This window comes from Lentzea chajnantorensis, assembly GCF_054300775.1.
Genome location: NZ_JBSDZT010000002.1, coordinates 1,786,993 through 1,810,154, shown reverse-complemented (window position 1 = coordinate 1,810,154; position 23,162 = coordinate 1,786,993). Strand labels below are relative to the sequence as shown.

General features: G+C 71.3%; 15 protein-coding genes. 5 read left to right on the top strand and 10 right to left on the bottom strand.

Features of this window, described 5'->3' with window-relative positions:
* Positions 1-44 precede the first annotated feature (44 nt).
* Positions 45-4,325 (top strand): hypothetical protein, encoded by a 4,281-nt coding sequence (locus ACVDFE_RS09680; RefSeq protein ID WP_458430226.1) that lies wholly within the window; start codon positions 45-47, stop codon positions 4,323-4,325.
* A gap of 62 nt (positions 4,326-4,387) precedes the next feature.
* Entirely contained in the window at positions 4,388-4,657 is a 270-nt protein-coding gene (locus tag ACVDFE_RS09675; RefSeq protein WP_458430225.1) for a hypothetical protein, read from the top strand.
* On the opposite strand, the gene ACVDFE_RS09670 is transcribed toward ACVDFE_RS09675, so the two are convergent.
* The 3 genes from ACVDFE_RS09670 to ACVDFE_RS09660 all read right to left on the bottom strand — a co-directional run bounded on the left by ACVDFE_RS09670 (position 4,658) and on the right by ACVDFE_RS09660 (position 10,590).
* Entirely contained in the window at positions 4,658-7,951 is a 3,294-nt protein-coding gene (locus ACVDFE_RS09670; protein WP_458430224.1) for an error-prone DNA polymerase, read from the bottom strand. It lies immediately after the preceding gene.
* Positions 7,952-8,023: 72 nt separating this feature from the next.
* Positions 8,024-9,526 carry a DNA polymerase Y family protein gene (locus ACVDFE_RS09665; protein ID WP_458430223.1) on the bottom strand — a complete coding sequence of 501 codons (1,503 nt, stop codon included), beginning with the start codon at positions 9,524-9,526 and terminating at the stop codon, positions 8,024-8,026.
* On the bottom strand, positions 9,523-10,590 hold the full coding sequence (locus ACVDFE_RS09660) for a hypothetical protein (RefSeq protein WP_458430222.1): 1,068 nt from the start codon (positions 10,588-10,590) through the stop codon (positions 9,523-9,525). The genes ACVDFE_RS09665 and ACVDFE_RS09660 overlap by 4 nt, the downstream gene beginning before the upstream one ends.
* A 223-nt stretch (positions 10,591-10,813) precedes the next feature.
* Between ACVDFE_RS09660 and ACVDFE_RS09655 the strand changes: the two genes are divergently transcribed.
* Positions 10,814-11,524 carry a hypothetical protein gene (locus tag ACVDFE_RS09655; RefSeq protein WP_458430221.1) on the top strand — a complete coding sequence of 237 codons (711 nt, stop codon included), beginning with the start codon at positions 10,814-10,816 and terminating at the stop codon, positions 11,522-11,524.
* Between the two features lie 52 nt (positions 11,525-11,576).
* Here ACVDFE_RS09655 and purH read toward each other — a convergent pair whose 3' ends face one another.
* The 7 genes from purH to ACVDFE_RS09620 all read right to left on the bottom strand — a co-directional run bounded on the left by purH (position 11,577) and on the right by ACVDFE_RS09620 (position 20,424).
* Positions 11,577-13,148, bottom strand: a complete 1,572-nt coding sequence (purH, locus tag ACVDFE_RS09650) for a bifunctional phosphoribosylaminoimidazolecarboxamide formyltransferase/IMP cyclohydrolase (RefSeq protein WP_360395876.1) — start codon at positions 13,146-13,148, stop codon at positions 11,577-11,579.
* Positions 13,145-13,696, bottom strand: a complete 552-nt coding sequence (purN, locus tag ACVDFE_RS09645; RefSeq protein ID WP_458430220.1) for a phosphoribosylglycinamide formyltransferase — start codon at positions 13,694-13,696, stop codon at positions 13,145-13,147. The genes purH and purN overlap by 4 nt, the downstream gene beginning before the upstream one ends.
* A gap of 124 nt (positions 13,697-13,820) precedes the next feature.
* A complete protein-coding gene (locus tag ACVDFE_RS09640) occupies positions 13,821-15,422 on the bottom strand; it encodes a cell division protein PerM (RefSeq protein WP_458430219.1) in 1,602 nt (533 codons plus the stop codon).
* Positions 15,423-15,574: 152 nt separating this feature from the next.
* A complete protein-coding gene (locus tag ACVDFE_RS09635) occupies positions 15,575-16,270 on the bottom strand; it encodes a DUF5336 domain-containing protein (protein WP_360395873.1) in 696 nt (231 codons plus the stop codon).
* A gap of 201 nt (positions 16,271-16,471) precedes the next feature.
* Positions 16,472-17,359, bottom strand: coding sequence for a succinate--CoA ligase subunit alpha (gene sucD / locus ACVDFE_RS09630; RefSeq protein ID WP_236215987.1), 888 nt, complete (start codon positions 17,357-17,359; stop codon positions 16,472-16,474).
* Between the two features lie 5 nt (positions 17,360-17,364).
* Positions 17,365-18,531 (bottom strand): ADP-forming succinate--CoA ligase subunit beta, encoded by a 1,167-nt coding sequence (sucC, locus tag ACVDFE_RS09625; protein WP_360395872.1) that lies wholly within the window; start codon positions 18,529-18,531, stop codon positions 17,365-17,367.
* 219 nt (positions 18,532-18,750) lie between these two features.
* Positions 18,751-20,424, bottom strand: a complete 1,674-nt coding sequence (locus tag ACVDFE_RS09620; protein WP_458430218.1) for a hypothetical protein — start codon at positions 20,422-20,424, stop codon at positions 18,751-18,753.
* A gap of 199 nt (positions 20,425-20,623) precedes the next feature.
* Between ACVDFE_RS09620 and ACVDFE_RS09615 the strand changes: the two genes are divergently transcribed.
* Positions 20,624-21,604 carry an esterase/lipase family protein gene (locus ACVDFE_RS09615; RefSeq protein WP_458430217.1) on the top strand — a complete coding sequence of 327 codons (981 nt, stop codon included), beginning with the start codon at positions 20,624-20,626 and terminating at the stop codon, positions 21,602-21,604.
* Positions 21,605-21,960: 356 nt separating this feature from the next.
* Positions 21,961-22,599, top strand: coding sequence for a M23 family metallopeptidase (locus tag ACVDFE_RS09610; RefSeq protein ID WP_360395867.1), 639 nt, complete (start codon positions 21,961-21,963; stop codon positions 22,597-22,599).
* Positions 22,600-23,162: the final 563 nt, after the last annotated feature.

Below are 23,162 nucleotides of genomic sequence, written 5' to 3'. Positions count from 1 at the left end.
AAAGAAGATCATCAGGCGCCACCTCGGTGTGGCGCAGATCAGTCGTGCCCATTTCCGCAGCGCTGGTCCTCACCCTGTTCGGTGGGACAGTGCAGGCAGCCGCCGCGCCGACACCCGTTCCGGTGCTCCAGCAGGCAGCGGCGAACGACCCTCCTCCGCAGGAAGTGGACGAGGAGTTCGAGTTCTACAAGATGCTCGTCACCGACATCTCCGAGCACGCGGAGGACGTCGAGGTCCGCGACGCGGCCAAGGCCGCGCTGGCGGTCGGCACCAAAGAGCGGCTGATCTGGTTCCTCGACCACGGTCAGGCGGAGGCGCAGGGCCGTGCCGACGTGCGCAAGCGCGCCGAACTGGCCGAACACCGCCGCAAGGTCGAGAACTGGGCAGCCACCGGTGGCCCGAACGTCCGCGCGGGGGCGCAGGCCGCGCTGACGGCCGGTGACCAGGCCATCAGGGACTTCGTGGCCTATGGCTACGAGATCGCGCTGAAGCGGGACAAGCAGCAGGCCGAGGACGACAAGGCCGAGCAGGACCGCATCATCGCCCGCGTCCGCGACATGGTGGCCATGGGCGGCCCGCAGGTGAAGATCGAGGGCGAGGCGGCGCTCCTCAGCGGCGACTACGCGCGGATCCGCCAGTTCTACCTCGTCGACTACCACGAGGCGAACCAGCGCGACCACGACATGCGCGCGGTCATCCAGAAAGCCCTGGAGGACCGCAACAAGGCGATCACCGAGCTCGACCAGATCGCCCGTCGCGCCGAAGCCGCGGCGAGTGCGCGCGCCGAGATCCTGCGCGCCAACATCGACGCGGTCAAGCACCTGGAAGACGTCACGTACGCCATGAAGCGGGCCGTGGAAGCGGCTCACAGGGCGGACCGGATCTTCCGCGACGACAAGCCCGGCCGTGCCCACGGCCAGCTCGGCCGCAACGACCTGCTGGACGCCGAACGCGCCAACGCGGCGCGCGAGTCCGAGGCCGCCGACCGCATCGCGCTGGCGTCCGTCGAGGCGAACACGCGTGCGCGCAACGCGGCGCAGCGCCTGGTCGACAGCGGCATGACCGACGGCTTGGACTGGGCCAAGGTCACCATCGGCATCGGCAACGCGGTGGACGCCGCGGCGCTGGCCGCCGAGACGTCGATGCACGCGGCCACCGCCACGCTGGCCGACAGCCGCGCGCTCGACGCCGACCGCAACGCCCAGGAACACGCGAACAACGCGGCGAAGTACCGCGCGGAGGCGGAACGGCAGGCGGCCAAGGCGGCCGAGCTCGCCGAGGCGGCGAAGAAGCAGCAGGACATCGCGATCGCCGCGCGCAACCGCGCGGAGCAGCAGAAGAACATCGCGAGCGCGAAGGCCGCCGACGCGCAGCGCCACGCCACGAACGCCCGCAACCACCGCATCAACGCGCAGGCCGCCGCACGCAACGCGGCTGTCACGGCGAACGCGGCCTACGCCGCGAACGCCGAGGCCGCTCGCCTGGCCGGCGAGCACGACGCCGCGGTGGACAAGGTCCGCTCGATCCAGACCCAGGTTGACGTCATCGGGCGCATGCACAACGCGCGCCTGATCAGCCTGGAGAACATGGAGCTGCGGCTCCGTGATCGCGAGCAGGTCGCCAGGGAACGCGGCGAGAACGTCGAGGAGGTCACCAGGGAGATCCGGGGCCAGGTCGACGTGGCCCGCGGCGCCGCGAACGAGACGGCAGGCTGGGCCTCGGCAGCGGCGTCGTCGGCCGCGGCGGCACGGGCATCGGCCCAGCAGGCTGCGGCAGCGGCGCAGGCCGCCCGCACCGCGGCGAACAACGCGACCAGGGAGGCCGTGACCGCACGCCGGGCCGCCGACGAGGCGCACCGGATCACGCTGGAAGCGGTGAACGTGGCGCTGGGCGCCAAGGCGTCCGCCGAGATGACCCAGCAGGAGGCGGAGGCCGCGGTCCGCGAGGCGAACCAGGCCGTCTTCCAGTCCGTGGTCGCCGACCGCGCGGCCTCGGCGGCGGCGGCGTCCGCGGCGCTGGTGGTCGACTCGGCACGAGCGGCCGAGCTGATCCTCAAGCCGTACGCGGCGCTCAACGCCGACGCGCGCAGGGCGTTGCAGACCCTCTCCGACGCCCTGCTCATCAGCGAGGAGCAGTCCCGCCTGGCCAGGGAGAAGGCCGACGAGGCCGCGCAGGCGGCGGTCAGGGCGGCCAAGGCGGCCGACGACGCCACCGCGGACGTGAAACCCGCGTACGAGGCGGCCTCCCGTGCCGCCGACTCCGCGAACCAGGCGGCGCAGTACGCCCAGGTCGCGAACGACGCGGCCAACCAGGCCGTGCAGCACGCCCAGGCGGCCCACGGCGCCGCCGGCACCGCGGGTCGCTGGTCGAACACCGCCCAGCAGGACGCGGTGGCCGCGGGCAACGCCGCCGCGGCGGCGAGCGCATCGGCTGCGAGCGCTGACCGGGCGGCAGCCGCGACCGAGCAGATCTACGCGATGGCCAGGGCCAGCGCCGACAAGGTGCAGGAGTTCATCCAGTCCGTCGTCGACCACATCGACGACGTCCACGAGTACCGCGTGCGGCTCGAGATGGCCGAGCAGATCGCGCGGGAGGAGGCCCAGAAGAAGGCCGACGAGCTCAACGGGCAGCTCATCAAGGGCATCCTGACCGTCGACCGGTGCCTGGACAACCCGGTCTTCTACTTCGAGGACTGCAAACGCGCCGCGAACAAGGTCGAGGAGGTCGCGAAGAGCGGCCTCAAGGCCTACGGCGAGGCCGCGGTCGAGTCGTTGCAGACGGGTGCCCGGTGCGCCGCCGGTGACCAGGCGGCCTGCCAGCTGCTGCGCGAGGGCAAGGACAAGCTGACCCTGCTCTACAAGCAGATCGGCTCGGGCATCGTCGAGGGCGCCAAGGGCACCCTGGACGGCCTGCTCACCGGTCTCGACTGCGTCGGCGGCTCGGTCTTCGGCGACTTCCACTCGTGCAAGCAGATCTGGGACGGGCTCGTCTACACGGTCCAAAACCCGTACACGCTCATCCACCTGGAGGAATGGCACGACAACCCGGCGAAGGCGCTCGGCCTGACCCTGTGGGACCTGTCGTTCGGTGCGGTGAGCACGGTCGCGAGCGGCGGCGCCGGAGCGTTGACCAAGACGCTCAGCGTGATGAAGAACGTGCTCGGCAAGGGCACCGGCAAGATCCTCGACAACCTCGCGGAGCTCCGCGGCGTCATCGTCAAGCTGGACGACACCGTGCCGCACCGGCTCCCCGGTTCGCTCGGTGAGATCTTCAGCGCCAAGGTCCACATCGAGAACGGCGTCGGCAAGATCGACAACGCGGTCGTCGCGATCGACGGCAGGCTCTACCGCCTGGAGTCGTACTCCAGCCGGCTGGAGGGCGACCTGTCCAAGCTGGACGGTGCGGACATCCGCATCGAGGGCGGCACGCTGCGGATCGAGAACGGCCTGGCCAAGCTCGACGACGCGAAGTTCAAGGTGGAGCAGCCCAAGGTCTGCGCGCACGGCCTGATGGCCGCGGCCGCGGACTGCACGAGCCCCACCCCCGATCCCGACGCACCGGTGTACAAAGAGCCGACGTTCGTGAACGGCGACTACTGGCACGACATCGGCGCGCTCAGGGTCCGGATCAGCGCGGCCGACTACCAGTGGGCCGACGCCCAGCTGAAGAAGGCCGCCGACGCGGAGAAGCGCATCACCCCGGACGTCGACGGCATCGCGGACGCGATCGGGGCCGACCGCAAGTACCGGATCGTGGAGCCCGGCAAGAAGCGGACCGAGCTCAAGAGCGCGGAGTCGTACCTCCGCAAGCTCTTCGACGAGATGAACGACGGTGGTGTCAAGCGCGATCCGCGGGACATCCAGCACAAGATGAACGACGCGGTCCGGTACACCTACGTGTTCCCGGACGCGACGTACACCAACAAGTTCTACGAGGCCCTCGTCGCGTTCGAGGCCAAGGGCTACACCCTCGTGGAGGTCAAGAACTTCTGGGCGAAGATGAACGGCTACCCCGGCATCAACACGACCTTCAGGTCGGCGGACGGTCAGCTGTTCGAGCTCCAGTTCCACACGGACAAGAGCTTCAAGGCGAAGAGCGACGAGACCACGCACTACGAGAAGCGCCGGACCAACGACGCCCAGGTCGCGGCGATCCAGGGCAGGGCGGCGGCGGAGAAGCGCCCCCTCACGGAAAAGGAGAAGCTGAAGATCAACGAGCTTGAGGCGGACACCGCGGCCGAGAAGGTCAAGTCCGATGCGATCTTCAACGAGGTCGACATCCCACCGAGTGCGCTCATCATCCCGAACTTCAAACTGCTGAGGTGATGACGACGCGCCCCTCGCACCCGCGAGGGGCGCGTTCCCTCTGACGAAACGAGCTGTGCGACATGGAACCTGAGGACGGGCAGTACTCCTACCTCGCCTGGGTGGACTGGGGATCTTCGTCCGCCGAGCCCGACGCGGTCATCCGGACCTGGACGAGCCCGCAGGGCTACGACCTGGAGGAGCGGTACATCACCGAGTCCGGCTGGATGCGCAGCCGCGTTCGCGAGGAGCTGGACCGGGGACGCCGGGACGGGCGGCTGGACCCCATCGACCAGGCCACCGCCGACCGGATCATCGAGCGCTGGGAACAGCGGCGCGCCGGCCAGGCCTGATCAGCGGAAGTCCCGCGACCGCGAGGGGATGCGCAGGTCGAGGTGCTGGAGCCGGTCGGCCAGCAGGCTGACCACCCCCTCCGCCGACTCGACGGTCCCCCGCACCAGCATCGCCCCGCTGCTGCGCGCGATCCGGCGGTAGCGGGCCCACAGGCCCGGCGAGCACACCACGTTCACCATGCCGGTCTCGTCCTCGATGTTGAGGAACGTGACGCCGCCCGCGGTCGCGGGGCGTTGGCGGTGGGTGACCGCGCCGCCGATCAGGACGCGGGTGCCGGACTCGACGCCGGCGAGCGCGGCGGTGGGCAGGGCGCCCATCGCGTCCAGGGTGGACCGGACGAACTGGGTCGGGAAGCTGTCCGGGGACAGGCCGGTGGCCCAGACGTCGGCCACGGCCAGCTCCACCTCGTCCATGCCGGGCAACGCGGGTGCGTCGACACCGGTCGTGGTTCCCGGCAGGCGGTCGGGGCGGATCGCGGCCACCGCTCCGGCGGCCCACAGGGCCTCGCGGCGTTCCAGGCCGAAGCACGCGAACGCGCCCGCAGTGGCGAGGGCCTCCACCTGGGCGGTGGTGAGCTGCACGCGGGAGCCGAAGTCCTCCATGTCGCAGAACGGTTGTGCGGCGACGATGCGTTCGGCGTCCGACTGGCCGACGCCGCGGACCGAGGCCAGACCGGTGCGGACGGCGTTCACGCCGCCCTCGAAGGGTTCCAGCGTCGCGTACGGCAGGGAGGCGTTGACGCACGGGCCGTGCACGGTCACGCCGTGCCTGCGGGCGTCGACCACCAGCGACTGCGGTGAGTAGAAGCCCATCGGCTGAGCGCGCAGCAGTGCGGCGCAGAAGGCGGCCGGGTAGTAGAGCTTGAACCACGCGCTCACGAACACCAGGTGCGCGAAGGACAGCGCGTGCGACTCGGGGAAGCCGAAGTTGGCGAACGCCAGCAGCTTCGCGTAGATGCGGCCCGCCAACTCCTCTCCGATGCCGTTCGCCGCGCAGCCCTCGTGGAAGCGGTCGCGCAGGCGTTCCATCCGCGCTGTCGAGCGCTTGGCACCCATCGCGCGGCGCAGCTCGTCGGCCTCCACGGCGGTGAAACCGGCGGCGTCCACGGCGATCTGCATGAGCTGTTCCTGGAACAACGGCACGCCGTAGGTCTTGCGGAGTGCGTTCTCCAGCAACGGGTGGTCGAAGTCCCACTTCTCCTGCCCGTTGCGGCGCCGGATGTACGGGTGCACCGAGCCGCCCTGGATCGGGCCCGGCCGGATCAGCGCCACCTCGACGACCAGGTCGTAGAACTCGCGCGGTTTCAGGCGCGGCAGCGTCGCCATCTGCGCACGGCTCTCCACCTGGAAGACGCCCACGGAGTCGGCTTTCTGCAACATTTCGTAGACGCGCTGGTCATCCAGGTCCAGGTGGCCGATGTCGACCTCGACGCCCTCGTGGTCGCGCACGAGGTCGATCGCGTGGTGCAGCGCGGAGAGCATGCCCAGGCCGAGCAGGTCGAACTTCACCAGGCCGATGGACGCGCAGTCGTCCTTGTCCCACTGCAGCACCGTGCGGCCGGCCATGCGCGCCTTCTCCACCGGGCACACCTCGCTGACCGCGCGGTCGCAGATCACCATGCCGCCGGAGTGGATGCCCAGGTGGCGCGGGAAGTTCTCCAGCTGCGCGGAGAGCTCCAGCACCGGGACGGGGATGTCGCAGTCGTCGGTGGTGGTCCGCAGCGGGCCCCAGCGCTCTATCTGCTTGCTCCACGCGTCCTGCTGGCCGGGTGAGTGGCCGAGCGCGCGGGCCATGTCGCGCACGGCGGAACGGGCCCGGTAGGTGATGACGTTGGCGACCTGCGCGGCGTGCCGGCGGCCGTACTTGCGGTAGACGTGCTGGATGACCTCTTCCCTGCGGTCGGACTCGATGTCGACGTCGATGTCGGGAGGGCCGTCGCGGGCGGGGGCGAGGAAGCGTTCGAAGAGCAGGTCGAAGCGGACCGCGTCGACGTTGGTGATGCCGAGCGCGAAGCACACCGCGGAGTTCGCGGCGCTGCCCCGGCCCTGGCAGAGGATGTCGTTCTCCCTGCAGAAGCTCACGATGTCGTGCACGACGAGGAAGTAGCCGGGGAAGCCGAGCTGCTCGATGACCTTCAGCTCGTGCTCGATCTGCGCGAACGCCCGTTCCCGGTGCTCGGAGTCGGCGTACCGGCGGTGCGCGCCCTCGTGGGTGAGCCGGCGCAGCCAGCTGATCTCGTCGTGACCGGCAGGCACGTCGAACGGCGGCAGCCGCGGCGCGACCAGCCTCAGGTCGAACGCGAGCTGCATGCCGAGCAGTGCCGCGTTGTGCACGGCGCCGGGGAAACGGCGGAACCGGTGCATCATCTCCTCGCCGCTGCGCAGGAACGCCGCGGGTGACGGCGGCAGCCAGCCGGCCATCTCGTCGAGGCTGCTGCGCGCCCTGACCGCGGCCATCGCGGCGGCCAGCCGGCCGCGGTCCGGTGTCGCGTAGTGCACGGCGTTCGTTGCCACGACCGGGAGTTCGAGGTGCTTGGCCATCGCGTGCAGCAGGTCGTTGCGGCGGCTGTCCTCCGGCAGGCCGTGGTCGGTGAGCTCGACGTAGACGCGTTCCGCACCGAAGAGGTCGGTGAGCCGGACCAGTTCGCGGAACGCCGCCTCCGGACCCTCCCTGGTGAGCGCGCGGCGCACGGTTCCCTTGCGGCAGCCCGTCAACGCCACGACCTCGCCCCTGGTGTCGGCCAGCAGCTGATCGAGGTCGTAGACGGGTTTTCCCTTCTCCGCGTCGTCGTGGAGGTGGCCGGTGGTGAGCGTGCGGCACAGCCGGTGGTAGCCCTCCTGCCGGCACGCCAGCAACAGCAGGTGGTCGCCCTCGGGGTCCGGTTCGCCGCCGGCGGGCCTGCTCAGGCCGACGCTCAGCTCCGCACCGAACACCGTGTGCACGCCCAGTTCCTTCGCCGCCTCGGCGAACCGCACCACTCCGTACATGCCGTCGTGGTCGGTCAGCGCGAGCGCGTCGAGCTCCAGCCGCTGCGCGGCCTCGACGAGCTCCTCCGGGTGGCTCGCGCCGTCGAGCCAGCTGAAGTTCGAGTGGCAGTGCAGCTCCGCGTACGGCACGCGCATGCGGGTGACCCGCTCGTCGGCGCGCAGCTGGAACCCCGGCGGCGCCGAGTACCGGTCGCGCCGCCGTGACCAGGCGGGACCGTCACCGCCGTCGGGCCTCTGCTCGTGCGGCTTGCCGGAGAGCGCGCGTTCCAGGTCCTTCCAGCGGACCGGCGGGTCATTCCAGCCCATCCGGTGCCCTGCGCGGCGACGGGATCAGCTGCTCCAGGCCCTCGGGGACCTCGTAGTCGTAGTCGTCGAACATCAGTCGTACACCCCTTCCAGAAACCACCTCTGGTCCCTGCGGATCAACAGGAACGCCTGGTCCTCGGTCTGCACCTGCACCCGTGCCGCCCGGTGCGCGTCCGGTGCCCACCACCGCTCGTCCACCGGCCACGGGCCCGCCCACGCGACCACGTCCCGCGTTCTGCCGTTCGCGGTGACCTGCCGCGGCCGTGCCGTGAGCTCAAGCCGTCCGGTCACACCGACCTCGCCGCCGTTCGCGTCCCTCAGCGCGGCGGGTTCGTCCCTGAGCGTGGCGGGAGCGCGGGTGAGGCGGCCGGGCCACGGGTGGTCCGGGTTGAGCGCCGGCGTCCGCTCGTCCCCCCACGACACGAGCCTGACCCGCTCCCGCGGCCCGCGTCCGCCGTCGAGCACCGGCACCAGCACCGCGTCCGGCCCCAGCAACCCCTGCACGTGCAGCAACGCCCTGACCGCGCGTTCGTCGTCCTGCCCCCACAACCCGAGCTGCAACGCGGTGCCGTCGACGACCTCGGCGGGTTCGAGGGTGAGCGTCCGGATGCCCGACGTGAGCCGTTCACGGGTGAGCCAGCCGTCCAGCTGCCACCGCACCCGGTCCGCGATCCCCCGCGGTGTCAACGGTTCCGCGGCCCGCCACACCCGGTGCAGCTCCTCGTCGCGCTCGGTGCGGGCGTGGATGCCGAGCCGGGTGCACGCGAGCCCGCGGTCAGCGAGGTTGGCGTGCAGCCTCGCCGCCAGCGTCCGCGCGGCGAACGCGGCCGAGTCGACCCGGTCGACCGGTTCGTCGAACGTCTCCGCGACCGCCAGCTCCGGCGCCGGCCTGCGCTTGTCGAGCGGCCGCTCCGACAACCCGCGCGCCAACCGGTGCTGCCTCGTGGCCGAACCGCCGAACCGGGACGCCACCGCGTTCTCCGGCACGTCCGCGAACGCGCCGAGCGTCTTCAACCCGAGCCTCCTGAGCAGGTCCACGAGCCCCGGCTCTGCCAGCTCGTGCACACCGAGCGGCCGGAGGAACTCCGCGGTCCGGTGTGGCGGCACGATCACGTTGCGGTGCGCGGCCTTCGTGGCGGCGAACAGGCTGTCGGCCACCCCGACCTGCGCCTCCGTGCCGGTCCTGGCCGCGACGTGGTCGACCAGCCGCTCAGCCGCCCGCTCGGCACCGCCGAAGTACGCGATCGGCCCCCGCGCCTGCACCGCCACCACCCCCGGCTCCACCACCTCGACACCGGGAGCGAGCTCCTCGACCGCCTCCGCGACCGGCTCGAAGAACCGCGCATCCCGCTGCGGCTCGTGCTCGAACGTGACGAGCTCGGGACACATCGCCTCGGCCATCCGCCGGCGCATGGCCCTGCGGATCCCCTCGGCCCGCGCGACGGCCGAGGTGGCCACGACCTCGTTGCCGTCGACCACGACCACCGGGACGTGCGGGCTGGTGCCCGTGGCGGCGCAGGCGGCGATCACGGGCCAGTCGGGGCACCAGACGACGAGCAGCCGGGTGTCCTTCACCGCGGCTCCGCTGCGCCGGAACTGTCGGTGGTGCCTGGGAGAATGGAATGTGGGGGATCCCAGGCCGAAGGGGACCCCTGCGCGAGCGTGCGCGTTCGCTCTGCCTGCTGGGCCCGCTCCGCCTGCTGCGCCTGCTCCGCCTCCCACGCCCGCTCAGCCCCCTCCGCCTGCCGCGCCCGCTGGGCCTGCAGCTCCTGCTCCCCCTGCCGCGTCCCTTCCGCCCGCCGCACCCGCTCCCCCTGCCGCCCCCGCCGCGCAGCCAGCTCATCCCTCTCGGCCGCCGCCCACCTGGCCACGACCGCGGCCGCGCGTTCGGCGGCAGAGCGCTTGTCCCCCAACGCGTTCACCCGCCTGGTGACCGGCTCGTCAGACCGGCCCGGACCGGCATCAGCCGGCTCGTCGGGCCGGACCGGGTCACCGGTCACCAGCGGGAGCTCGATTTCTTCCTCGCCGAACGTCAGCACCGCGGTGCGCGGGCGGCCTGCGGAGCCGCGGCCGCCGGTGCGGACGTCGATCTGCTGGCGGCGCAGGGTGCCGGCGCCGTCGTCGAGCCGGTTCCAGCGCACGGACTCCGCCGTCAGCTCCACGTCGGGAGAGGGCCAGGTGCCGAACGCGATCAGCACGGCGCGGCGTTGCCGGGCGCGGGCGGTGAGGCGGCGGGCCAGCGAAGGGGGCAGGGGGCAGCCGACGGCGACGAGGTCGAGGCCGTCCAGCAGGGCGGCGATCACCGGGCCGGGATCGGTGCCGGGGTGTGGGACGAGTGCCAGCCGCTGCACCGAGACCCCGAGCTCGGCCGCGGCCAGCACCCCCACCTGCGGCAGGCCGACCACGGCGGCCCAACAGCCGTCCGCGGTCGCACCCGCCAGCAGGGCGAGCAGCAACGATGTCGATCCGCCCACCGACACCGTGCTGCCACGCCGCAAGCCGCCCCACGGCAGCAGGTCCGCCAGTTCCCCGCGAACCGGCAGCACCCGCCCCGTGGTCTGGTCGGTGGAAGAGCGGGTCAGCTCGCTGGCCGGGTTCACCCCGAGCGCGGCCAACGACGCCGTTGCCGACCTCGACACTCCACCCACCTCCCGTCCTGATCGTGCGCACCCCTGTGCACGATCGCCGCGGGAAGTTCGGCGACTTGCTTATTCGAACTCTTGTTCGAACGAACGTCATGATCGTAGCGCGTCCAAGCACCCCTGTGTCAATGCTGGGGTGTCACCCTTTCGGTGGACATGCGCACACGGGTCCGGACGGTCCTCTACGGTGGCTCGAACAGCACCGCTATCTGGGGAAACAGTGAACCAACCACCTCCGCACGGCTGGCACCGGCAACCACCGCAGCAGCAGTACCGGGGTCACCCGCAGCAGCCCGGCTGGGGTCCGCCGCAACCACCCGGTAAGAGCAAGGCGCCGGTCATCATCGCCCTGTCGATCGTCGCGCTGCTGGTCCTCGGCGGCGGCATCACCGCCGCGGTCCTGTACCTCGGCGCCCACGAGGACGGCGGCTCTCCCAAGCGTGCCGACCAGCTGCCCGCGGCTTGTTCGAACGTCTCCGAGGCGGCGTTGAAGAAGGCGCGCACGACCAACCCGAACGGGCTCGGCTCGTCGGAGACCGACCTGGGCAGGGGCAAGCGCACGATCTGCTCCTGGAACCAGACCGAGGGTGTCGACGGCGAAGGCCTGCGCAACACCGACGTGTACGTCACGCAGGACGCGAAGGAAGAGGACAGGGCGTACCAGGAGGCCGTGCAGATGGCCATGGCCAACACTCAGGGCACACCGCGGCAGAAGCCGATCGACGGTCTCGGTGACGAGGCCACCGCCGTGCTGATGGACGGCACGTCGGCGTTCACCGACATCTCGATCATCGCGCGCAAGGGCGACCACGTGGTCGAGGTCGACCACACCGGCTGGGACGTCGGGCTGTTCAGCCCGAAGCGCGGGGACACCGCCGAGTTCGAGGCCGCGGCCAAGGGCATCGCCGAGGAGATGCTCGCCAAGCTCTGAGACGCGAAGGGGCCGCTCCCCCAAGGGAAGCGGCCCCTCCTCACAGCACCGATCAGTGCGCGAAGTGGCGCGTTCCGGTCAGGTACAGCGTCACGCCCGCCGCCTCGGCCTTCGCGATCACCTCGGGGTCGCGGACCGAACCGCCGGGCTGCACGACCGCGCGCACACCCGCGTTCAGCAGCACCTCGAGGCCGTCCGGGAACGGGAAGAACGCGTCCGAGGCCGCCACCGCGCCCTTGGCCCGCTCACCCGCGCGCTTCACCGCGAGGTGCGACGAGTCGACCCGGTTGACCTGGCCCATGCCGACGCCGACCGTGGCACCGTTGTCCGCCAGCAGGATCGCGTTCGACTTGACCGCGCGGATCGCGCGCCACGCGAACTCCAGGTCCGCCAGCGTCTGCTCGTCGGCGGGCTTGCCGCACGCCAGCGTCCAGTTGGCGGGCGAGTCGCCGTCGGCGTCGATGGCGTCGCGCTGCTGCAGCAGCAGGCCGCCGGACACCGGGCGCATCTCCGCACCACCGCGGGCGGGTGCCTCGGCGACCAGGATGCGCACGTTCTTCTTGCGCTGCAACACCTCCACCGCACCGTCCGCATAGGACGGAGCGATGACCACCTCGGTGAAGATCTCCGAGACGAACTCGGCCATCTCCACGGTGACCTCGCGGTTGGCCGCGATGATGCCGCCGAACGCGCTGACCGGGTCGCACTCGTGCGCCTTGCGGTGCGCGTCCGCGATGCTCACGTCGGACACCGCGATGCCGCACGGGTTGGCGTGCTTGATGATCGCGACGCAGGGGCGCTCGTGGTCCCACGCGGCGCGCCACGCGGCATCGCCGTCGAGGTAGTTGTTGTACGACATCTCCTTGCCGTGCAACTGCTTCGCCGACGCGAGACCCACACGGCCGTCGCCCTGCGCGTAGATCGCGGCGTGCTGGTGCGGGTTCTCGCCGTAGCGCAGCACGTTCGAGCGGTTCCAGGTCGCGCCGACCCAGCCGGGGAAGCCCGACCCCTCGTCGTCGGGCGCCAGGGCGTTGCCCATCCAGGACGCCACGGCCACGTCGTAGGTCGCGGTGTGCCGGAACGCGTCCGCGGCCAGGCGCTGGCGGTCGGCCAGGGTGAAGCCGCCCTCGCGCACGTTCTCCAGCACCCAGTCGTAGCGCGCGGGGTCGACGACCACGGCCACGTTCGCGTGGTTCTTCGCCGACGCGCGCACCATCGCCGGGCCGCCGATGTCGATCTGCTCGACGCACTCGTCCGGCGAAGCACCGGACGCCACGGTCTGGGTGAACGGGTACAGGTTCACGACCAGCAGGTCGAACGGCGCGATGTCCATGTCGCGCAACTGCTGCGCGTGCGTCTCCTTGCGCAGGTCCGCGAGCAGACCGGCGTGCACGCGCGGGTGCAGCGTCTTCACGCGGCCGTCGAGGCACTCGGGGAACCCGGTGACCTCCTCGACCGGCGTGACCGGCACACCGGCGGCGGCCAGCACCTTCGCGGTGCCGCCGGTCGACACGATCTCGACTCCGGCCGCGTGCAGGCCGGTGGCCAGTTCCAGCAGGCCGGCCTTGTCGGAGACACCGACCAGTGCCCGACGGACCGGTCGCCTCTCGGCGGGAGTGCTCACGGAATGCTCACCTTTCGTCCGTTCACGGTGCAGCCCTCGCGGGCGAGCCTGCCGACCGTCTCGACGAGCAGCCGGCGTTCGACGACCTTGATGCGTTCGTGCAGGGTCTCCTCGGTGTCGCCGGGTTCGACGACAACGGCCTCCTGCGCCAGGATCGGCCCGGTGTCCACGCCCGCGTCGACGAGGTGCACGGTCGACCCGGTCACGCGCACGCCGTAGTCCAGCGCGTCGCGGACGCCGTGCGCGCCGGGGAACGCCGGCAGCAGCGCGGGGTGGGTGTTGATCATCCGGCCGCCGAAGCGGGCCAGGAACTCCGGCCCGATGATCTTCATGAAGCCGGCGGACACGACCAGGTCTGGCTCGTGCGCGGCGACCGCCTCGGTCAGCGCGACGTCCCACGCGGCCCGGTCGGCGTGGTCGCGCAGCTTGACGGCGAAGTGCGGGACGCCCGCCCGTTCGGCGCGCTTGAGGCCCTCGATGTCCTCGCGGTCCGCGCCGACGGCGACCACCTCGATCGGGAGGTCGGTGGCGTCCAGCAACGCCTGCATGAGGGTTCCGGAACCGGAGACGAGCACGACGACGCGCGCCGGTGTGGGAAGCCGAAGTTCGGTGCTCAGCGTCTACTCCTGGTCTTGCAGCGGTGTTGCAGCAGCTCAGGGGCAGTTTAGGTCGTCACCGCCGCGGCTTGTCGTCCAGGTCCTCCTCCGGACCCATGCCGAGCATCTCGTCGAACTCCGCGTCGAAGTCTTCCTCTTCCACCACTTCGGGTTCGGAGCTCTTGTCCTCGTCGACGGGCTCGTCCTCGGCGACGTCGTCCTCGTACTCGTCCTCGTCCTCGTCGGCGACAGCTTCGTCGGCGACGGCCTCGTCGTCCTCGTCGTACTCGGCGTCAGCGTCGTCGTACTCGGCTTCGTCGTACTCGGCCTCGTCGTCGTAGTAGTCGTCGTCGAGGTCCTCCTCGACCTCGAACTCGTCGGCCGCCACGACCTGGAGCTGGTCGGTGAGCTCGTCGTCCTCGAAGACGACCTCCTCGTCCACGGCCTCGGCGTCCTCGACGAAGTCCGGCTCGACGAACTCGGCGTCCGCGGCCACGACCGGCTTCACCCGCGCCCCGGCGAGCCACGCGACGAGCGCTCCCGGCACCAGCACCCACAGCGCCACGAGCAGCCCGAGCAGGCCGGCGGGGATGGTGACCGGGTCGAACGCACCACCGGCGAGCCGCCCGCCCGCCGTCGCGGCGAGCACCAGGCTGCCGACGGCCGCGGTGATCGCGGCGACCAGCACCGCCCGCAGCCGCGACGTGGGCCGGTCGGACACCTTGCGGCAGGTCCACCCGACGAACGCGCCGATCAGCGGGGGCACGACGAGCACGGCCGGGCTGAGCAGGTGCTCACCCTCCGGCATCGCCGCGAGCAGCGGCACACCGGGCACCTGACCACCGGTGAACGTCAGCGGCGTGACCTCGACCAGGCCCATCGAGAAACCGGAGCCCGCGACGTAGGACAGGCCGGCGACGACGGCGTTCGGCAGGTAGCCCAGGCACAGCAGCCACACGCCGAGCCCGACACCGACCGACGGACCCGCGTCGGCGAACAGCTCCGCGGTCCTGGGCCACGAGATCGCGAGCCCGGCCGCCACCGCCAGCGCACCGGCGCTGAAGAGTGCGAACAACGCCATGAAGCCGGACCGCAGCCCCTGGAACGCCACCGGGTCGAGCTTGTCGAACACCAGCTCCACCAGGCCGCAGCGGCGGGCGACTCCGACCGTGGCAGCGACACCGGAGACCGCGGCGCAGCCGAAGAACGCGACGGCCGGCGTCGCGCGCACGAGCCCGTCGTCGCCCATCAGCAGCGCGATCATGCCGCCCACCACCGCGTGGGCGCCGGAGATGCTCAGGACCACGGAACGGGCCTGCAGCGGTTCGTAGAGGCCGAGCCGGTCGGCGGTGCCCGCGGCGGTCCTGCCGACCAGCAGCATCAGCAGCGCCGTCGGCAGCAGCGGCAGCACGCCGAGTTGACCCGCCTCGAAGCGCAGCGGCACGTGGTGCGCGGCGAGCCAGGCGGGCGCGGCGCCCGTGAGCACGCCGGCGGTGTCGAAGTCGGCGTACGTGGCGGTGGCCGTGATCAGCGCGAGCAGAGCGGCGACGGCGGCGTAGCCGACCACCACCGAACCGACGGCGGCCGCGGCGAGGACGCGCATGCGTTCGGCACGCGAGAACTCCGGCGGGCGCACCGCCGTCACCTCGCGGGTCACGTCGCGTTGCAGCACGGGCATTTCCCCACTGTGTCAGGCCGGCTGGTCCATCCGGATGAGGCTCGCCGCACGCAGGAGGGGCGGCACCGTGGTCCGGTACCGCCCCTCCTGCCCACGGCGTCTGCAAGTACTACCAACACGAAGTCGGTGGTACTTGCAGACGCCCCGACTGCTTACTGCTGCGGGCCGCCGAAGCCACCGGGCGGCGTGCCCGGCGAACCGAACTGGCCCGGCTGCGGCATGAAGCTCGTCTGCTGCGGCGGCTGACCCGGCTGCTGGGGCTGCTGCGGCTGCTGACCGAACTGCTGTTGCTGCTGCGGTGCCTGCTGCTGCGGCTGCTGGCCGAACTGCTGCTGCGGAGCGGCGTGCTGCTGCTGGTGCTGGTGGCCCTGCTGCGGGAACGCGCCCGACTGCGGGTTCCAGCCACCGGGCTGGCCCGCGTACGGGTTCGCCGGCTTTGGGTCGAACTTCACGATGCCCTCGCCGAGCAGCAACGCCAGCACGAGCGCGGCGGTCTGCAGCAGCGAGACGATCAGCAGCACGATCGCGAGGCCGTCGACCGACGAGGCCTTGATGATGCCCTGGAGCAGTTCCAGCGTCTGCACCGCGGCGAGCGCGGCGGCGACCGGCAGGAACCTCGGGGCGTTCGGCAGGAGCGTGAGAGCGGCGAGTGCGGCGGCCGCCAGGATCCACGTCACGCCGCCGACGCTGTCGGAGAAGGCGAGCAGGTAGGCGACCAGGCCGAGACCGGCGCCCACCATCGGGAGGATCATGCCCAGGTTGAGGTTGCTCGCGCCGGGAGCGGCGCTGGGCTGCTGCGGTGCCGGACCCGGCGGCTGCTGTTGGGGTGCGCCGTAAGGCACGGACATGTCGAGGTCTCCTCCTCCAGCTGGGTGAATCCCAAACGCTAGTCGATGCGTGTGCTCAGACGATGACCGGATCACGCCGGTTCCGCCACACGAACCCGTCCGACCCGAAATTACCCCTGCCGCAGACGCACGCGGGGACCTTTCGTACTCGATGACGGTACGAAAGGTCCCCGCGTGCGGTTCAGCTCAGACCGGCTCGGGTCAGAGGGCGTTCATGATCTCGCGCATGAGGGCGGCGGTCTCGGACGGCGTCTTGCCGACCTTGACGCCGGCGGCCTCGAGGGCCTCCTTCTTCGCCTGCGCGGTGCCCGCGGAGCCCGAGACGATGGCGCCGGCGTGGCCCATGGTCTTGCCCTCCGGAGCGGTGAAGCCCGCGACGTAGCCGACGACCGGCTTGGTCACGTTCTCCTTGATGTACGCCGCGGCGCGCTCCTCGGCGTCACCACCGATCTCACCGATCATCACGATCGCGACGGTCTCCTCGTCGGCCTCGAAGGCCTCCAGGGCGTCGATGTGCGTGGTGCCGATGATCGGGTCGCCACCGATGCCGATCGCGGTGGAGAAACCGAAGTCCCGCAGCTCGTGCATCATCTGGTAGGTCAGCGTGCCCGACTTCGACACGAGGCCGATCTTGCCGCTGCCCGCGATGTTCGCGGGGATGATGCCGGCGTTCGACTTGCCGGGGCTGATGATGCCGGGGCAGTTCGGGCCGATGATGCGGGTCTTGTTGCCCGTCGCGACGGCGTGCGCCCAGAAGTAGGCGGTGTCGTGCACCGGGATGCCCTCGGTGATGACGACGGCCAGCTCGATCTCGGCGTCGATCGCCTCGACCACGGCGGCCTTCGAGAAGGCCGGCGGGACGAAGATCACGGTCACGTTCGCGCCGGTGGCCTCCATGGCCTCCTTGACGGTGCCGAAGACCGGGAGGACGGTGCCGTCGAAGTCGACCTTCTCGCCCGCCTTGCGCGGGTTCACGCCACCGACGATGTTCGTGCCGGACGCGAGCATGCGCTTGGTGTGCTTGGTGCCCTCGGCACCGGTCATGCCCTGGACGATGACCTTGCTGTTCTCGTTGAGGAAGATAGCCATCTGACTCAGACCCCCGCAGCCGCGAGCTCGGCGGCCTTGGCGGCCGCGTTGTCCATCGTGTCGACAACGGTCACCAGCGGGTGGTTGGCCTCGGCGAGGATCGCGCGGCCCTCCTCCACGTTGTTGCCGTCCAGGCGGACGACGAGCGGCTTGGTGGCCGAGTCGCCGAGGATCTCCAGCGCCTTCACGATGCCGTTGGCCACGGCGTCGCACGCGGTGATGCCGCCGAAGACGTTGACGAAGACCGAGCGGACGGCCTCGTCGCCGAGGATGACGTCCAGGCCGTTCGCCATGACCTCGGCGGACGCGCCGCCGCCGATGTCGAGGAAGTTCGCGGGCTTCACGCCGTACTGCTCACCGGCGTACGCGACGACGTCCAGGGTGGACATCACGAGACCGGCACCGTTGCCGATGATGCCGACCTCGCCGTCGAGCTTGACGTAGTTGAGCCCCTTCTCCTTGGCCTTGGCCTCGAGGGGGTTCTCCGCCTGCTTGTCGACCAGCTCGGCGTGGGCCGGGTGGCGGAAGCCGGCGTTCTCGTCCAGCGTGACCTTGCCGTCGAGGGCGATGACCTTGCCCTCGGGGTCGCGGACCAGCGGGTTGACCTCGACGAGCGTGGCGTCCTCCGCGACGAAGGTCTCCCACAGCTTGACGATGACGTCCACGACCTGGTCCTTGACCTCGGCCGGGAAGTTCGCCGCGTCGGCGATCTCGGTCGCCTTGGCCTGGTCGACACCCTGGATGGCGTCGATGTGGATCTTCGCGAGGGCCTCGGGCTTGGTGGCCGCGACCTCCTCGATGTCCATGCCGCCCTCGACGCTCGCCATGGCGAGGAAGGTGCGGTTGGCGCGGTCGAGCAGGAAGGAGAAGTAGTACTCCTCCGCGATGTCGGAGGCGGGCGTCACCAGCACGCGGTGAACGATGTGCCCCTTGATGTCGAGGCCGAGGATGGCGGTCGCCTTCTCCTCGGTCTCGTCGGCGTCCTTGGCCAGCTTCACGCCGCCGGCCTTGCCGCGGCCACCGGTCTTGACCTGGGCCTTGACGACGACGGGCTGGCCGAACTTCGCGGCGATGGCCTTGGCGTCGGCGGGGTTGGTGGCCACATCGCCCGGCAGTACCGGGACGCCGTGGGCGGCGAAGAGGTCCTTCGCCTGGTACTCGTACAGGTCCACTCGGGTCTCCTGCGACGTCGGTGTCGGAACACCGCGCCTGGGTGGTCCTCAAGGGGCCGTCAGAACCCACTTGACGCGGCTGGGCCCAGACACTATCGACCTGCGCCTACTGCTCGCACGCCACTCCCGGTGAGGTCGGTCTCAACGGCGGTGAGGTCGATCACGCGTGCATGCGTACGTGCGTCCCAGCGCCCCTGCGGAAGCCGGGTGCGAGCCTTCTCACCTGCTCGCGCGAGCCGCCATAGAGCCCGCCGCGACCAGGAGCGCGACCACGGACGCGAGCGCCAGCCACGTGCCCGGCGCCGCGGTCATCCCCTCGACCCGGTCACCGGTCAGCGGCAGCTCCAGCGCGCGGACGCCGACGAGCACGGCCGCACCGGCCAGCACCGCCGCACCGCGTTCCGGGCGGGATCGCAGCGCGAGGGCCAAGCCGGTGACGACCAGCAGCAACGCGGCGACGAGCGTCGTGGAGACGATCGGGTCGTAGTTGCCGAGCAGGTCCGGCGGGGTGTAGCCGGCGGCCTTCATCGTCGGCAACGCGAACGCGCCCACGGCGAACAGCCCGGCCAACAGCACCGCACCCAGCTCTGCGACCGGCACCTGCTCGGCCTTGTGCTGCTCGACGCTCTCGCGTTCGGCACCGCCCGCGACGGCCGCGCACACCAGCGCGATCAACCCGAACGGGTAGACCGCGGACATGAGCCAGAAGCCCGGCGCCGGCTCGGCCAGGCCGGACTGGCTGGCCAGGCTCACCGTCTGCACGGAGAACACGGACGCGAGCAGGGTCGCGTAGACCGTGAAGACCAGTGCCGGGCGGACCCGGCCGGCGGCGGCGCGCACGAACATCAGCAGCCCCAGCACCGCGAGCACCAGGCCGGTCGGCCACAGCAGCCGGGCCGCGTAGGCCACCGGTGCCTCGCCGTCGACCACGATCAGCGGGGAGAGGGCGCCCACGACGGCGGCGACGGCGGCCAGGAGGGCGAACACGCCCGTGGCCGCGTGCAGCCGGTGCAGGGCGGGCAGGGCGACCTGCTCCGCCGCCCCGTCCTTCTCACTCCTGTCCGCGCGCGCACCGCGGAACGACAGGAGCACCAGCACGACGGCGACGAGCACCGCCACGACCGGGCCCCAGGTGACGCCGAGGCCGTCCGCGAGCAGGCCGGCGGCCAGCGACGGCACGGCCACCGCGGCCAGGCCGAGCGCCACGCCGAGCATGCCGCCGCGGCGCGTGTCCGGGTCGGACGAGCTGCCGGTGAGCGCGGCGACCAGCGGTGCGGCCACGGCCAGCAGCAGCCCGCCGACCAGCCCGAGCACCGGCAGGTCCCACGGGCTGCGCGGCAGCAGGTAGACGTCGGAGGAGCTGAACGGCTCGCCCAGCAGCGCGATCGCGGCGAGCGCGGTGACCGGCAGCAGGACCGCGAGCTGGCGCGGCGCGTCCTCCTCCTCGTCGGCGGGCACGCCGAGCCGGCCCGCCGCGAGCAGACCGCCGGCGAGCACCAGCGCGTGACCGAGGACGAGGACCCAGAGCCCGGCACCGGTCGGCGGCGCCACGAGCCCCGACGGCCGGAACAGCTCAGGCCTGCTCACCGTCATCGTGTGACCGATGATCTGCAGGTCGCCGAGCAGCCGTCCGGGCGCGAACGCACCGACCGCCGCGAGCACCGCGGCCGCGACGAACGGGCGGCCGCGCAGCCACAACGCCCCCGCGAGCGCGGGAGGCAGCAGCGCGAGCACGGCCAGCAGCGGCCATGACGTGTACGCCGGCGCACTGCCGTCCACGACGCCGAGCAACGGCCCGATCGTCGCGAGGAGGGCTCCTGCCGCGGCGAGGCCCCACGCGACGCGCAGCCGGGTGACCGCCGGTGTCTGGTTCTCGAGCTCGGTTCGAGTCATCGCGGGCGAACCTAGCAAGACCACACCCCGCCGCCACGCCGGCGCCCTGGTGGAAGGCGGTGGTCCCCCAGGTGGGCGGACGAACGGACGCACCTGTTCACGCAGGTGAACGAAGCCCGTTGAGACGGGACGCGTTCGCTTGTGGAAAAGGGCCGCTGGGTACTCCTTTCCGGTGAGATCATCACTTACCGTCGCCCCCATGAGCGACAACGGCCGGTCGTGGACGGGGCGTCTCGCCGACGCCGTTCTCGATCGCGCCGGCCGAGGTGTGCACACGGCCCGCGACATCACCGAAGAAGCCAAGGTCGCGCTGCGTGCGCTGGCCACGCCCGGCGGCGTGCGCGGGGCGGCGATGGAGGCGGTCTGGCTGACCGCCCACGCCGTGCTCTACCCCTGGGGTGCCGTCACCGAGCAGCTGCGCCCGGACGGCCACTTCCGGCACTACCGCACCGACGGCCTGCCGCCCCGCCAGCGGGGGCTGGTGGTTTCGGCGATGGACGCGGCGGGCACCCCGATCGTGTTGGTGCACGGCATCGGGGACAACCGCTCCGCCTTCGCGGTGCTGTCGGGGGCGCTGCGGAGGCGGGGCTTCGGGGTGGTGCACGCCGTCAACTACAGCGTGCTGACCGCGCTGACCGGCGACGTCCGGCGGTCGGCCGCCCTGCTCGGGGAGCAGGTCGAGCGGATCTGCGAGCAGACCGGTTCCGACCAGGTGCACGTCGTCGGCCATTCACTCGGCGGTCTCATCGCCAGGTATTACGTACAACGGCTGCACGGCGACTCACGAGTGCGCACGCTCGTGACCTTGGGGACTCCGCACAACGGCACTCTCACCGCCTATCTGATGCCGACCCCGCTGACCAGGCAGCTGCGTCCCGGTTCGGAGCTCCTCTCCGAACTCGCCGAGCCCTGCCGGCCGTGCCGCACCCGGTTCGTCGTGGTCTGGTCGGAGATGGACCAGGTCATCGTCCCGCAGCGCAACGCCCGACTGGAGCACCCGTCATTGCTCGTCGAAGAGCACCAGATACGTGATTCAGGTCACCTTTCCCTCCCGGTTGACACGAGAACGCTTCACGTCGTTGTTACCGCCATCACCCGTATGGATGACTCGTCAACTCACCCCATCGCCGCCGGTGGGGAGGCGTGTCACGCGCCCGGGCTGACCGACCGTCACAGTTGACAGTTGAAACTTGCTGGTCGCCGCCCATTCGGTCGACATAACGAACTGGGGTTTGCCCTCCGGCGCTCGCCGCCGTTACTGTCCCCCGGTCCGTTGTCACGGTCTGGTCACAGAAGGACACCGAGTCAGAACCCCGAAATCTGACTCACCGGGAATCCCCCGCCCGGCAGTCCACCCGACCAGGCTCCCCGAAGGCGGAAGGGCAAGCTTTGAGTCACCACCGCTCCCCCGGCGGCTTTGAACGCACTGCGCTTGAAGAGGCAGTCGACCGCGCTTCCACGCGCACCGTCAGCTCGCACCGGCTCCCCCCGCCGCCGTCGGCGCTGCGCGGACGCATCGTCGTCGCCGCCGTCGCAGTGGGCGCCTTCGCCGCAGCCGGCGCCGGCCAGATCGGCCAGGCAGCCGCGGACGAGGGCAAGGACGTCCAGCTCGCCAACCACACCGGCGGCGCCGCCACCTTCGACGGCATGGGCGGTGACACCGCCTCCGCGCCGCAGATCCTCGCGGTCTCCAAGACGACGTCGGAAGGCTCCGCGGAAGCCGCGAAGCTCCTGCGCAGCCAGCAGCTCACCGTCCAGCGCGAAGCCGCTGAGGCCGAGAAGAAGCGCCCGAAGTTCGTCCGCCCCGCCGCCGGTGAGTTCACCTCCGGCTACGGCGGCCGCTGGGGCACCATGCACCTCGGCATCGACATCGCCGGCCCGATCGGCACCCCGATCCTCTCCGCCGCCGACGGCGTCGTGATCGAGGCGGGTCCCGCCTCCGGCTTCGGCCTCTGGGTCCGCGTGCAGCACGCCGACGGCACCATCACCGTCTACGGCCACGTGAACGACTACAACGTGAGCGAGGGCCAGCGCGTCAAGGCGGGCCAGCAGATCGCCCGCATGGGCAACCGCGGCTTCTCCACCGGGCCCCACCTGCACTTCGAGGTCTGGGAGCCGGGCGGTCAGAAGATCAACCCGCTGACCTGGCTGAACCAGCGCGGCGTCACGGTCTGACCGGTTCCGCAGGTTCGTCCGGCGGTGAACTACGGCCCAGCGGCCTCCTGAGGGGCTTTCCGGGTTTGAGCCAGGTGCTGTTGGTGGTGCGGGTCGCTCCAGGCGTCCCTGGGGCCTCAGGAGCCTCAAGCGCCACCGCAGTCGCGCTCGTGCCGGACGAAGTGAGCGACCGCCACCCGCCAGACCGAGCACATCCGCCTGCGCCACCGCCGCCCGCACCCCCGGCAGGCCCCGCTCTCCGTCGTCTCGTGGAGGCGCAGGAGCGCCCGCCAGGCCTCCACGAGCATGACCGCGTGCTCTGGGTTCCCACTCGCGCCGGCTTCGAGCCGCGCGAGATCGCCGAACACACGTTCGCGCAGAACCTGAGCAAGTACGTGATCCACCGCGAGCACTCCCGCCGAGTCGAGTTCCTCATGCGGTCGATTGTGCTCAGGGGGTCTGACAATTTCGGCGCACCGCGCCCCACCTGCGAAAACGATGCGGCCGGACCGCTCTCCCGTTCGGTCCGGCCGCACCTTCGCCGCGAAGTTGGGCCCCCGCCATCCCTTCGCTCCCCTTCGTGC

Bases quoted from the DNA above. Each gene is read 5' to 3' on its own strand.
- ACVDFE_RS09620 (WP_458430218.1), bottom strand. From the start codon at position 20,424: ATGACTCGAACCGAGCTCGAGAACCAGACACCGGCGGTCACCCGGCTG.
- purN (WP_458430220.1), bottom strand. From the start codon at position 13,696: ATGCAGGCGTTGCTGGACGCCACCGACCTCCCGATCGAGGTGGTCGCC.
- ACVDFE_RS09675 (WP_458430225.1), top strand. From the start codon at position 4,388: ATGGAACCTGAGGACGGGCAGTACTCCTACCTCGCCTGGGTGGACTGG.
- ACVDFE_RS09615 (WP_458430217.1), top strand. From the start codon at position 20,624: ATGAGCGACAACGGCCGGTCGTGGACGGGGCGTCTCGCCGACGCCGTT.
- ACVDFE_RS09670 (WP_458430224.1), bottom strand. From the start codon at position 7,951: ATGGGCTGGAATGACCCGCCGGTCCGCTGGAAGGACCTGGAACGCGCG.
- sucD (WP_236215987.1), bottom strand. From the start codon at position 17,359: ATGGCTATCTTCCTCAACGAGAACAGCAAGGTCATCGTCCAGGGCATG.
- ACVDFE_RS09640 (WP_458430219.1), bottom strand. From the start codon at position 15,422: ATGCCCGTGCTGCAACGCGACGTGACCCGCGAGGTGACGGCGGTGCGC.
- ACVDFE_RS09635 (WP_360395873.1), bottom strand. From the start codon at position 16,270: ATGTCCGTGCCTTACGGCGCACCCCAACAGCAGCCGCCGGGTCCGGCA.